Origin of the sequence: Paenibacillus nuruki (genome assembly GCF_001721045.1) — a bacterium.
Lineage (GTDB): Bacteria > Bacillota > Bacilli > Paenibacillales > Paenibacillaceae > Saccharibacillus > Saccharibacillus nuruki.
In genome coordinates, this window is record NZ_MDER01000030.1 from 216258 (window position 1) to 228971 (window position 12714).

14 protein-coding genes and 1 riboswitch are annotated in these 12714 nt (G+C 40.5%); of the genes, 9 read left to right on the forward strand and 5 right to left on the reverse strand.

Annotated elements, in window-relative coordinates:
• The first annotated feature begins 37 nt into the window (after positions 1-37).
• Positions 38-1039 carry an asparaginase gene (locus PTI45_RS05595; protein WP_069326553.1) on the forward strand — a complete coding sequence of 334 codons (1002 nt, stop codon included), beginning with the start codon at positions 38-40 and terminating at the stop codon, positions 1037-1039.
• 95 nt (positions 1040-1134) lie between these two features.
• On the opposite strand, the gene PTI45_RS05600 is transcribed toward PTI45_RS05595, so the two are convergent.
• Positions 1135-1485 carry a KGG domain-containing protein gene (locus PTI45_RS05600; protein WP_069326554.1) on the reverse strand — a complete coding sequence of 117 codons (351 nt, stop codon included), beginning with the start codon at positions 1483-1485 and terminating at the stop codon, positions 1135-1137.
• A gap of 251 nt (positions 1486-1736) precedes the next feature.
• Positions 1737-3542 carry an ABC transporter substrate-binding protein gene (locus PTI45_RS05605; protein ID WP_069326555.1) on the reverse strand — a complete coding sequence of 602 codons (1806 nt, stop codon included), beginning with the start codon at positions 3540-3542 and terminating at the stop codon, positions 1737-1739.
• Positions 3543-4175: 633 nt separating this feature from the next.
• Here PTI45_RS05605 and PTI45_RS05610 point away from each other — a divergent pair.
• Together PTI45_RS05610 and PTI45_RS05615 are read left to right on the forward strand one after the other, a co-directional pair.
• Positions 4176-5756, forward strand: a complete 1581-nt coding sequence (locus PTI45_RS05610; RefSeq protein ID WP_069326556.1) for a DUF4153 domain-containing protein — start codon at positions 4176-4178, stop codon at positions 5754-5756.
• A gap of 36 nt (positions 5757-5792) precedes the next feature.
• Positions 5793-6086: a hypothetical protein gene (locus tag PTI45_RS05615; RefSeq protein WP_069326557.1), complete on the forward strand. Its 294-nt coding sequence runs from the start codon at positions 5793-5795 to the stop codon at positions 6084-6086.
• A gap of 132 nt (positions 6087-6218) precedes the next feature.
• Here PTI45_RS05615 and PTI45_RS05620 read toward each other — a convergent pair whose 3' ends face one another.
• Entirely contained in the window at positions 6219-6908 is a 690-nt protein-coding gene (locus PTI45_RS05620) for an SDR family oxidoreductase (RefSeq protein ID WP_069326558.1), read from the reverse strand.
• A 228-nt stretch (positions 6909-7136) separates the two neighbouring features.
• On the opposite strand from PTI45_RS05620, the gene PTI45_RS05625 reads away from it, so the two are divergent.
• Complete coding sequence (locus tag PTI45_RS05625; protein WP_069326559.1) at positions 7137-7985, forward strand: GNAT family N-acetyltransferase; 849 nt, start codon at positions 7137-7139, stop codon at positions 7983-7985.
• 99 nt (positions 7986-8084) lie between these two features.
• Here the strand turns inward: PTI45_RS05625 and PTI45_RS05630 are convergent, their stop codons facing one another.
• The gene (locus PTI45_RS05630) at positions 8085-8744 is read right to left on the reverse strand and encodes a universal stress protein (RefSeq protein ID WP_425415568.1); all 660 of its coding nucleotides are present in this window, start codon (positions 8742-8744) and stop codon (positions 8085-8087) included.
• Positions 8745-8785: 41 nt separating this feature from the next.
• Entirely contained in the window at positions 8786-9244 is a 459-nt protein-coding gene (locus PTI45_RS05635; protein WP_069326560.1) for a hypothetical protein, read from the reverse strand.
• A 393-nt stretch (positions 9245-9637) separates the two neighbouring features.
• Positions 9638-9831: riboswitch (cyclic di-AMP (ydaO/yuaA leader) on the forward strand.
• Between the two features lie 120 nt (positions 9832-9951).
• Between PTI45_RS05635 and PTI45_RS05645 the strand changes: the two genes are divergently transcribed.
• The 5 genes from PTI45_RS05645 to PTI45_RS05665 all read left to right on the forward strand — a co-directional run bounded on the left by PTI45_RS05645 (position 9952) and on the right by PTI45_RS05665 (position 12625).
• Positions 9952-10347, forward strand: coding sequence for a hypothetical protein (locus PTI45_RS05645; RefSeq protein ID WP_069326562.1), 396 nt, complete (start codon positions 9952-9954; stop codon positions 10345-10347).
• A 94-nt stretch (positions 10348-10441) separates the two neighbouring features.
• A complete protein-coding gene (locus PTI45_RS05650; RefSeq protein WP_245703430.1) occupies positions 10442-11158 on the forward strand; it encodes an oxidoreductase in 717 nt (238 codons plus the stop codon).
• Between the two features lie 50 nt (positions 11159-11208).
• Positions 11209-11532 (forward strand): hypothetical protein, encoded by a 324-nt coding sequence (locus PTI45_RS05655; protein ID WP_069326563.1) that lies wholly within the window; start codon positions 11209-11211, stop codon positions 11530-11532.
• Entirely contained in the window at positions 11532-12068 is a 537-nt protein-coding gene (locus PTI45_RS05660) for a hypothetical protein (RefSeq protein ID WP_069326564.1), read from the forward strand. The genes PTI45_RS05655 and PTI45_RS05660 overlap by 1 nt, the downstream gene beginning before the upstream one ends.
• Positions 12068-12625 carry a GNAT family N-acetyltransferase gene (locus PTI45_RS05665; protein ID WP_069326565.1) on the forward strand — a complete coding sequence of 186 codons (558 nt, stop codon included), beginning with the start codon at positions 12068-12070 and terminating at the stop codon, positions 12623-12625. Before PTI45_RS05660 ends, PTI45_RS05665 begins: the two co-directional genes overlap by 1 nt.
• The last annotated feature ends 89 nt before the right edge of the window (positions 12626-12714 follow it).

A 12714-nucleotide genomic window follows, 5' to 3' on the forward strand; every position in this document is an offset into this window, starting at 1 on the left:
ATGGAGCGGTACAAGAACAGCGAAGGGACTTACAATAATGAAAAATATTTTGTTTATTAATACAGGCGGTACTATCTCTTCTTCAGGCGAACAAGGTGGGGGACTTACACCCACTCAATCCGCAGAACATATCGTTGCCGCTGTACCTGAACTGAAAGATATTTGTACAATTGAAGCGATGACACTCATGAGCGTCGATAGTACCAATATTCAACCTGAAGAATGGGTGACTATCGCGCAGACGGTACATGAACATTTGCCTCATTATGATGGGATTGTCATTGCGCATGGTACCGATACGATGGCATATACAGCAAGTGCACTTAGTTTTATGTTAGGGGCACTCGATAAGCCTGTAGTCATTACAGGGTCGCAGGTGTCTGTACTGGCAGAGCATAGTGATTCACGGATCAATATCAAAGATGCGTTCCGTACAGCAGCTACCGCATTATCTGGCGTGTTTGTCGTGTTCAATGGCAAAATTATTAACGGCGCTCGTGCTTCCAAAGTCAGAACCAAAAGTTACAATGCATTTGAAAGTATTAACCATCCCTATATCGGGTATCTGGAAGAAGATACGATTGTATATAATGAGATTCCTGAGAGTATTCGTCCAACCGGGCATGTATACAATGATCATTATTCACCGAATGTATTTTTGATCAAATTAATTCCGGGGATGCAACCAGATATTTTCGATGCGGTCAAAGCGTTAGGTTATAAAGGTATTATTGTCGAAGGGTTCGGTATGGGCGGTGTGCCTTTCAAAGAAATCAATCTGATCGACAAGATCGAAGAATTGGTCAAAAGCGGAATAAGTATCGTGGTTACCACTCAATGTCTGTATGAAGGTGGCGACCTGACGATCTATGAAGTCGGACAGAAAGTACTCGAAAAAGGCGTAATTCCTTGCTACGATATGACCACAGAAGCACTGACCACCAAAATGATGTGGGTACTGGGTCAGACCACCACTCCAGCTGAAGTAGAGCGCATGATGGCGACCAATTATGTAGATGAAATTACAATTCCTCAATAATATCAATATGTATAAAAAATACCTGCTTCCTTCTATTAAAGGAAACAGGTATTTTTCTATTCTATAATCTTCTCACTTTACATCTGTAACGCAAATCAGTCATCGTTACGTTGTTTCGCACGCGCTTCTCCGCCTTTGCGGCCTGCTTCTTCACGGCTCATTTTGCCATCGTTACCGTCGGAATCACTACGAGCTTCTCCACCCTTTTGCCCGATCTCTTGATAGAACTCTTTATCATGAGAATCTGAAGTAGCTTCTCCGCCTTTTTTACCGATTTCTTCATAGAACTCTTTGCCATGCGATTCCGAAGTGGCTTCTCCACCCTTTTGCCCAATCTCTTGATAAAATTCTTTGTCATGATTGTTAGAAGTGGCTTCTCCACCTTTGCGACCTGCTTCTTCACGACTCATGTTGTTGTTGTCGTTGTTGCTCTTGTTGTTTGCCATTTTCTAATTCACTCCTCTGAAATTTTTTAAGATATATGGTGCTACGATATTATATTAACCAGCTTATTTAATGTTAAACATTGTATTTTATTCTTTTTATTGGTAAATAAATAAATGGATATCATCAGCTTACTTGGTGACTATATACGACTAGAAATGCTGTGATATCAAGCTTTTATACATTATTATTAACCGGTTTTTTTGCACTGGTTTCAGTTTTTCCTCAAAAAAATAAAAAAATAATTCTTAAATTATATTTTCGGTGGAAACCAGATGTGACGAAGGTCAACCCAACCCTGACTATTGAATGTAACACCACGAACAGAAGGTAAATAGGTCGTCTGAAAAGGCTTTTCGTATAAAATGTGCAATTGATATTCTGAAAGTAACCGATCTTCAATGTGCTGAAAATATTGAGTACGTATTAACGGATCCGGTTGGCGCTGAATCTGTTCTAACAGTGTCTCAATATCAATAACCGTATGATGTTCTACATGACCTGCTAACGTGCGATATAGATCAAATAGTCGCAATTGTTCATCTTGATCCCGTGTCAGTGAGAAGACAATTAGATCAGATTCCATCCGCACACTGCCTTTAAATTGCTCAACAGGTGTAGACACGACAGTACATTGATATCCAGCTTGCTGTAACGTATTTGCGATCCAGCGTGCATCTTTGCGATATTGTGGAATTGTCAAAATACGTAATGATGTAGTGGATATCTGCACTATCTTTTCTGGATTCAGTTCCGGTAGAAGGGCGGTAGGATTAGCACTACTTTGAAGAGTCCAAAGATCATCAGACAAGGAGGAGGAACTATCGTTAGCGATTGGATGAGTGAGAGCTCCAGACTCTGTTTCACGTGCTAATTGTAGACACTGGCTAATATGAGCACGAATATGCGGATCACGAAGTAGTCCTTCTTTGCGCGTATTATACGTAACAAATTTGCGTACCGTGACCGGTGAATGCATCTGACTCCATGCGCCTTGTTCTGAGGACGATCTGGATGTATGCTGATGCATCATATGAAAAGGAGATTGGCGATCTGGCTGTTCTAGTTGATCGGGTGCGACATTCCAAGGAATATGAATAATTTCTACTTGATCCAGATGCGCTCGCCCTTGAAAATGAGGCTTAAACACTTCCAGTACACAGTTATCTTTACTCATTTCGATCATACGAAAAGGACCTGTACCGCTTGGCTTCACACCAAATAATTCTTCTCCTCGTCGATTCAATCCGTTAGGCACAATAGCTGCCCGACTGGTACATAAAAAAGGCAAAAACAATTCGCTCGGTTGCTTCAAAATGATCTGTACCGTGTTGTTGTTGAGCGCTCGCACCGATTCTATTTGTTTGGCGATAAAGCGATATAACATCGGTTGCGAAGTCTGTCTTAGTCGCTGAAAAGTATAGACCACATCATCGGCTGTCATCATTTGCCCATGATGGAACATGACTTCTTTGCGGAGAAAAAACGTCCATTCTGTCCGTAATTCGTTGACCTCCCAATCATGTGCCAGATGCGGAATAATCTGCTGTGTATGCGAAGCTTGCCGTACCAATCCATCAAAGATATGGCTAGAGACAAAAGACTCTGCCAGCAAATTCATATACAGCGGATCAACGGTATGAATCTGTTGACGAATTGGCAAGCGCAACGTATCCACCTGACGATTACGTTGCATTTCTGAATGAGGGCCGAAATATCCAAACAACCAATCCTGCACTTTATTTTCCAATGTTGAAGATTGGGCATATTGACGGATCTCGGTTAAGGTCTGCTGAATATCTTTGCGCTGAATGGTCTGCATCATAGACTCAATCGCAATTTCTTCGGGTTGAATTAAAAAGGTAAGTGTCGATCGTCGTCCGCGTCCACGTTGTGAATTCCACTTGATCCAACCTTGCTCTGCCATCCGTGTGATCAAATTTAGAGCATTACGATGTGTGCATTCAAAGGTTGTGGCTAACTCATCTAATGTGATCTGTACTTCGATATGTTGACCATACTGCGAATGTAGCAACAAAAACTGATGATGTAATTTCATAGGGATAACACTCCTTGGGTTACATGCTGAAAGTACGCTCCGTGAAAGGAATCGTCCTGCCGATCGCTGTTGTAGCCGGATTTTTTGAACAACCGCTCCAGCGGTCAAAATCCGTTTACAAAGGCGAGCGCTTCGCTTCTTACAGACGATTCCTTTCCCCCCCTGCCCACCCGAATGATTGTACATTGGGGTGGGCAGGGGGGAACTTTTAAAAGCACGAGGGAGAATAATTACATTAAGAATAGTAAGCACATTATGAAGGAATAGGTACTTTTAGAGATTTAGGATTAGCATTTTATTTTTAGGATTTAAGTGTTTCTGAATATATATGGATGTACGAATGGGCGATTTATTTAGTCATTAATTTATAAATAGAACGATATTGAAATAAAATAGGAAATTTTATAGAATTATTCTTCTCTTTATCTTCGTATTTTATCATCTACAATAAATATAACAACAGGGCTATCTCATCTTATAAAAAGGGCTAGAGGAATAGATAGATGATAGGAGCAACAAAAAACACATAACGAAACATTACAGAACATCATAGAACATAACGGGGTTGCTAGTAAGCTAACAAATGACAAACTGTGGAGCGCAAGGCTATTGCTCCAAAAAAGGAGATTTAACATGTATGAGAAATTGATTGTGGCGAAGCATCGGACTTGGATAGCATTACTTAGTGCTTTGGGGCTTGCTACAGTGCATCAGTATTTATTTTATGGACATCAGCTAGGGATTTCGTATCCAGTCTTTATTATTTTGTTTTACTTGTATATGTATACTTATGCAGGCGATAAATTACGGCAAGGGGCATGGTTTAGCCGTTTTTCGATGACGGTGATTATTTTGCTGTCTTTGACGTATGGATTATTTACGAATCCGGTCTTTATGGTGCTGAACGCATTGATGATACCCGGTCTGATCTTTCTTCATCTAGCGTATATGCTTAGTCATCGTCGATTAACATGGTATCAACCGATGCTGATTGTTGATGCACTGGATCATCTAATTCCGCAATCGGTAAGACATTGGATCACCCCTTTTCGAATACTCAAAAATGTCGCTACAAGCAAAATGGAAAATGAAAAAAAGAAAATGTTCACCAAGATCCTAATCGGTCTGGTGATCGCATTACCGTTACTTTTGATTATTATCAGTCTGCTAACATCCGCTGATCGCATTTTTGGTGATCTATTATCAACATTACCGAACTGGATCGATAGCTTGTCTTTTGGTGAAGGAAGTTTCCGTTTACTCTGGATTGTTATTGGTGGGTTTATCTTTTTCGGATATTTATGGGGGTTTGTTCAACCTCATCTGTATCCACCTGTAGCGAATTACAGACCATATCCTTTACCTGCTTCAGCCGCTACTCCAACAGGGGCAGTTCTATCGACACCGACCGTATACGGGCCTCAACCGCTGTCTGCGTATCCTTCGGTTCAGCGTAAGCCTGTACGTATTGATCCTATTATTATGGCAACGATATTGATCTTGATTAATATCGTGTATGTGCTGTTTGTAGTGATCCAATTCTCGTATTTATTTGGCGCAGGACAAGGGCAGATTCCTGATGGAAGTTCGTATGCAGAATATGCTCGTAGTGGATTTGTCGAATTGGTGATGGTCACTTCGCTCAATTTTATAATTATGGTATGTGTACTGCTCTATATGGCAGAAAGTCATCGCATTTTGCGTCATATCAACAATAGTATGTTGTACATTTTGGTTATTTGCTCTGGAGTGATGTTATATTCAGCCTTTACTCGTCTTATTGTATATGAACAAGCGTATGGATATACGTATATACGGTTTCTTGTTCATGCGTTTATGATCTTTCTCGGGGTACTGTTGTTGGTGGCTGGTCTGCGTATTTATTGGAAAAAGCTACCGCTTGCTAAATGCTATATCGTGCTTGCGCTTACTGCTTATGTCGTAGTCAATTATGTAGGCATGGATCGAATCATCGCTGTTCAGAATCTAGATCGGTATGAGCAGACAGGGCAGATTGATTTCGAATATCTAAATGGACTATCCAGTGATGCGATTCCTGTATTGTTACAGCGAGGAGCTACATTATTACCTGAGACGTATCAGACATTCCGTCAGGATAAAGCTTATTTATTTGAAAAAGAACAATCATGGCAATCCATTAATTGGGCAGACTATCGGGCGATACGTGCACTTCGTAACGATGTACATTCATAAATTTAATATAGAACAGAACAAAAGGAGCCGAATAACATGGTGACTCAAGCATTGATCGAATGGAATATAGATCCGACGTCGTTGCCACAGCAGAAATGGTTAACTGATCAACAACTTAATCTCGATCTATCGCATACAAAAGTCGATCTTACAGAAGAAGGATGGACAATTCAGATACGTATTACCGAATCGCTACCTGATTCATGGGATACGTATGCAGAAGTCCAGTTTCTTACTGATCCTGATGATCCTTTAGAAGAAGGGTTTACCTTTTTATTATGGGCAGGTTCATATGTTGCTGATGTGACGATTGTCGGTATAACACATTAATAGATCACGTCCAAAAAGCTCTCCAGAGAATAAGGAGAGCTTTTTGGTATGTCTGGTTCTAATGTTATATCAAAATATATATCTATAGTATAAGTCTAATTTTGGGCTTAAGGAGCACATAGTAGAACTGATTTAACTTTGCTGTTGAGTGGGAGCTAGTGCAATCTCACGAATATTAATACTTTGTGGCTGGCTAAATGCAAAATAGATCGTATCTGCAATCGTTTGAGGCATTAAGTTAAGTTTGGCTTTCTCGCCTGTGGTCTGATCGTTCCATTCAGTCTCAATCAATCCTGGAGAGATCGTTACAACACGTACATTGTGCGGAGCTACTTCTTCACGTACATTTTCACTAATTGAATGAACAGCAAATTTAGTCCCACCATAAGCGACATGATCTGTAAATGTTTTTTTACCTGCTATTGAGCTGATATTGATAATCGTACCAGACTTTTGTTCGATCATAGACGGTAGTACTGCCTGCATACCGTTAAGAAGTCCAATCACATTCGTATTGTACATTTCTTGCCATTCAGCAGGATCTTGAGTCGTAATATCTCCAAGCAACATCCGACCTGCATTATTCACTATTCCTTTGACAGGTCCAAAATGTTCTTCAGCTTCAGCAATCGCTTGATCGAGTGCCGGACGATCTGTAATATCAATAATCGCTTTCATCACCTGACGACCAGCAAAAGCTTTTAAACGGTCTTCCCGGCGAGAAAGTAACAACACATTATGTCCTTTAGCAATAAAAAGTTGAGCCGTGGCTTCTCCTATACTTGACGATGCACCTGTAATGACAACGAATCCTGTTTTCATAATTCAATAAACTCCTTTATTGATATGAGATAGTGGAAGGGAATACGTCAACATTATCATGTCTATATAAGAAGCACAGTGAGAAAGCTTATACTTTGAAAAGAATATTTTAAAATAAATAATAATATCTTTTTAAGGTTTGAAAAGGGGATTTCAAGTCTTTCTCATCCGGTTTGTATGGTATAGTGTGCTTAAGTCATGAAGCAACATTGGCAGGAGGATTTGAAAATGTGGCAAGTATTTGATCCGGATGATGAGGTATTGAAGCAAGAGTTTTTTCTGGCAGATGAGGTTCCTTACAATCTGATTCATCATATTATTGATTCACCTGAGGCTATGCTGCTCAAAACAGAAGATCATCGGGCGATATTTGCTCAGTCACCCGGTCATAATGCATGGTTATGGATTTCTCCTATACCTGCAATACAAGCCAGACGTCTATTAATACAGGAATTAGTTCATCATTTATATCGCAATCAGCATCCTGTTCTCTGCGGAATTACTGGAGATCCAGCGGTTGCTGAATTATTCGCAGCATCGTATCAAGATGTGAATAAGATCTATAGCCGTTTTCATGCTAGTATTGAGTCACATAGTTGTATCAAAGTCAGATCGCTTAGTCATATTGCTGGTGAAATGATCAAGCCTGCTTTTGAGCATATAGATGTGATTGCACAATATATGTGCGAATTTGCAGATGAAGAATTCGGTGTTGAGATTGCAGCCAAAGATTATGCACATGCAGCGGCTCGTGCAGTAGGAAGTGGAAATACATACTTGTGGATAGTCGATGGGCAACCTGTGGCTACTGCAAGTATTGCGCATCGTTCTCCTCGTTATGCACGAATTAATGGTGTCTATACGCCACCTCATCATAGAGATCAAGGTTATGCCGAAGCGATTATTGCAGCGATATGCGGTGTACTGCATGAAGAGGGAAGACGAGCGATGTTATATACAGATCAGACGCAAGTTTCTTCGAATCAGACCTATGGTAATGTTGGCTTTGCGATCAAAGGAAAAGTGATTGATATTCGCTTTCGCGATGTGTTAGATCCTCCTTTAATCTCAAAATAAACATGCTTTTCTTATAGCAATAGTGTCAAATAACCTGCAACCCCTTCTTTTTAGAGGGCTACAGGTTATTTTCGGTAGGCATTATCCTGTTGGACTAGATCACAGCGATTGTGGTTCTAGCACAAGTTCATCTATTAATTTGCCTTTAAATACTTTCAGATACTGATATTGTCCGTTAATACATAGCTTCAATAATCCATTATCAAAGTCAGTATGCATGTCTTTGAAAAAGATACCTTCGATCACGATCGGTCGACCATGTGTCTCATAGGCGATTTCATAGCCGCGTGGGGTCTGAACGACTTCTACATCTACACCTTCTTCATGCGTTTCTTCTAACTGCGCTTGCATCCGCTGTACGGCTACAATATGTAGATCAATCGCTCCCAACTTTTCCAATAGATCATTCACGATAGAACCTTTCATGATTTCTTGCCAGCGTGTTTGAGCAGATTGTCCAATAATCAATTGCGTCACATCATGCTTTTGAGCAGTTGAAGCAATAATATCAGCAGCTTCTTGTCCATGACTTTCTAAAAGTACAAATGTACCTCCTGCTTCTTCGGTCAATTTGCGCCATGCCTCTATATATTTCTCTTCTTGCTGATCCATCTCATCGATCGGGTGATCAATCACACTGAGTACACAGAGTGGAGACTGAATCAATTGAGATAAATGAATACCACGCCTGATCAATCGTTCTCCATTGGGCCCATAATACACACACACCATAATTTTTTCAGAATTCAAGAAAGGCACACTCCTTTATTTCGTAGTTATGATCCATTAACCAGAATTGTTCAAAAGGAATAATAAGCGATGGTGTAATCTAACAAAAAAGCATGATTAATAAGCGCATCTGTAGATGTCCATACATCAGGTGAATCTTGTAGTCGAATCCGCAGTTCAGTCAATGCTTCTAAAGCAACCTGACTACGTACACTTCCCCAATTCTGTTGCTGCTGATCGATATGAGAGAGTGCTTGATCTAGAGGGCATTTTTTGAGTGATGTAAATACTCGACTCCATTTCACCAGATCCAGATGCTGAACTTGATCTGTAAATGAATATTCCGCCCAGCCTGTAACTCCATGACTTGCGATTTTTAACAGCCCACAGTGCAGATAGCCATCCATTTCAGGTAAGGCTAGACGGCGATTATCATACTGAAATACTTCAATAGAATGAATAACATGGACAGATGTGTTGCTAGTGGATACCGCATGAGTAACAGGTGAAATGGCCGATAACAGACTCATCAAAAATCTACACTCCTTTAATATGATGTTTCTTTGCCTAATCCAATAACGATCCGTGTAACTGTCTATAACGATATGCTTGATGTCAGATATTGTTAGCAATCATAGTCCGCTCAGAGAAAGAAGTAAAATCAGACCTGAGTATTAAAAAGATCATATATCTGTGAAAACAACCATGTAATCGGATTCATTCTATTCATTCATACGGTAATGTCTTGTATACTCATCAATGCGTCGGTTTATCCATTTATCCTGTAAAAGAAAGTAAAACAGCGCTAGATGAAGGAAATAGAACATTAGAAACCTACAATCGACTGGATTGCTCTATATCCGAATATAGCGAGCTTCAGTACTGCTTTACAAACGAAAAGAGCGGGCGTATGATTTCTTTCAAGTTCATTACAGCTTAATGGCTGAAAAGGGTATCAATAGACCTTTCAATCAGCGGGGGAACCATAAGAATAGACACTATGCTAGTGAGCTATTCAGGGGTGAATCAGAGCAGTTGGTGAAGACCGATAACTCTGTAGGGAGACTCTTACTTCCGAATCCGTCAGCTAACCTCGTAAGCTGCAATAAGAGAGACGACAATAATCAACTACGCCATGATAAGATGCCGCAGGCACTTGTCTTAGAAGCTGATGAAGAGGTCCTCTTCTAACGGCTTTTTTTTGTTGTCTACAATGGGTGGAGGAGCGCGAACAAGGATGGAATATGAGCAGGAATTTGTACTGGTATCACCGGCTACTGTAGCAGGGGAGCAATTTATGCAATTGTTAAAAGTGAAAAAGATTCCATTTGCAGTGATCGTGAACAGTCAAGCCGATCAACTTCGATATCAGAAAATGGGGATTGAACATGTGCTGGTGATCGACACACAGCGACAAGAGTTATGGCGGATTCCAGAGTTGAAGATTGGCAAAATTTATTTATTTGAACGCAGTCTACCGCTCTGTTGTCGTTATATCCAGATCTGCCGAACATGGTCATCACAGCAACTCTATGTTATTACAGAAGGCAACCAATCCCGATTGATTTATCGTGGACTGGGCGCCGATTACATTATTCATACGAATGGGAGCAGTGCCTCCTTTTTGTTATAAAAAGGTGCTGTAGATCGATCGCTCATTTTATTTTGCAATTTGCTGATGATATCTTGATAATGAAGAAGATAGGGAATCAAGGCGATGCGCAGAAATGGAGATGATCGTGATCGGTAAAACAGCATTAGTCGCAGGAGCCACAGGTCTAGTAGGCAAAAAGTTGCTGCGCCAGTTATTAGAAAGTACAGAATACACTCAAGTGATTGCTCTTGTCCGCCAACCTGTGCAACAACTGCAACATATGAAGTTGCAACAGGTTGTGGTGGATTACAATAAATTGCAAGATTATCGAGCGGATATGAAAGCAGATGATGTATTCTGTTGTCTGGGAACAACGATTAAGCAAGCAGGAACGCAGAAGCAGATGATCGAAATTGATGTTATTTATCCATTTGCGGTAGCGCAGATTGCGTATGAGCAAGGAGCCAAACAGTTTATTGTTATCAGTTCTATGGGAGCCGATCCGAAGTCCAGTATCTTTTATACACGGATCAAAGGAGAACTGGAACAGCGATTACAACAGATTGGATATACCTCGTTGTCGTTGATTCGTCCATCTTTATTGCTTGGTAAGCGTAAAGATAGCCGTGCAGGCGAGCAATTTGGCACTGTCATCTCTCAGGCATTATCTTTCCTTATGGTGGGCCCTCTTCGTAAATATCGGGGAATAGAAGCAAGTGCAGTCGCTCTAGCGATGTATCGAATTGCACAGACCGCCAAACCCGGATCGCATGTGTATCTTTCAGATCGTTTGCAGCGGATTGCCGATGAATCACAGCCTTCGACTGCTTCTACTAAAAAACGGAGTTGACGTCATCATTTGTACGTATTAGTTCAATTATAGAAATGGAGAATTATAATATGCCTCAATTAGAACCTAAGCAAGCAGCTTCAACGATCGAAAAATGGATTTCTTTTTACGATATGGATAATGCCAAAGCATGGGATAAAGACGATTATCCATTTATCCAATCTTCCTGCAAAGTGATGCGCAGTGCAATTCAAGCGTTACGTGGTAAAGCTCCAGCACAACCGAATGAGCGCCGTAAAATAGCGGCTGGATTAGAAGAATGGTTAGATGACTCTTTTATGGATGATCCAAATGAATGGGAAAAAGAAAATAAAGCGTTTGTACAAGAAGCGTTAGAAGCGATTCAGTTTACGATTCAGTTTCTACAAAAATAATGAATAATAAGCAGACATACTCTATACCAGATGGGTATATCCCTTTATCCAGCAGTGAGATTGGCGAATTTTATATCGCTTTTGAACCTCACTCGCATAGCTTCAATATCTATGTGCGTGTAGTAGAACCTTCTACATCTCCAGCTATCGATCAGCCTGAGTCTCCTGTGTCGATGGTATTGATCGGCTATTTGAAAGTGACGTATTCGCAAGCATCCAAGCCTACCGAATCAGACGATGATCCTCATGAAATCACACAAGGGCTTGATGCTGTCTATATTAGTGATTTTCAGATTTATTTTAATTATCAAGATTTGAAATTAGCAGTTCCTGTTATTACGGCATTACGAGATACCTTAGCGACTCAAGGCTATCGGTTACTGTCTGCTCATCTATTCAAAAGCGAACGTTCCTATGCTAAATTACGTCACACCTATATCGACCGCTGTGGAGCGACTATACGGCGGGAATATAGTGATTATTTGATCATCGAATGGCGACTCAATCCAGAAGAGCATTCTGAAAGGGGAACGTAATGAGCGATAATCATACAGACCTTATCCAGATCACTCTTTGCCGTGAAGAAGAAGCGCATATCATTTGCAATATGTATCCTTATTATCTGTATGATCTGTCAGAGATTTGGGAACGATTGCCGAATTCACAAGGTGTTTTTGACGAAGAAGAATATGCGACTCTTCATCAACAAAGCGATGTTTTTCTGATCTGGTGGCGACATCCAGGCGTTCTTTATCCGTGGATTATTCGTGTGAATGGCGTACCAGCTGGCTTTGCGTTAATAGCGACGGCTCCTTATTTACCGGATGGTTCTAAGGCGCAGTATTATTTAAATGAGTTTTTTGTGATACGTCCATTTCGTGGACAAGGCGTTGCCCGTCAAGCCGCTAGTCACATTTTTGATCAATATAAAGGGGATTGGGAGCTACAGACCAATGCATCCTCACGAAATAGCCATGCTCAATCATTCTGGAATCATGTATTGTCACAATATACAGACAACCAGTACAGTCAGCAGGAAATCACCGACGAAGATCAGCAACAATTGCTGTCTTATTGCTTTAATAATCAATGAAAAAGTAGCCCTTTTTGACTTTTTTCAAATTGTTACTTTCTTTTCATGGACAAGATATAACGTTTTGTGTAACATAGGCATAATTCACT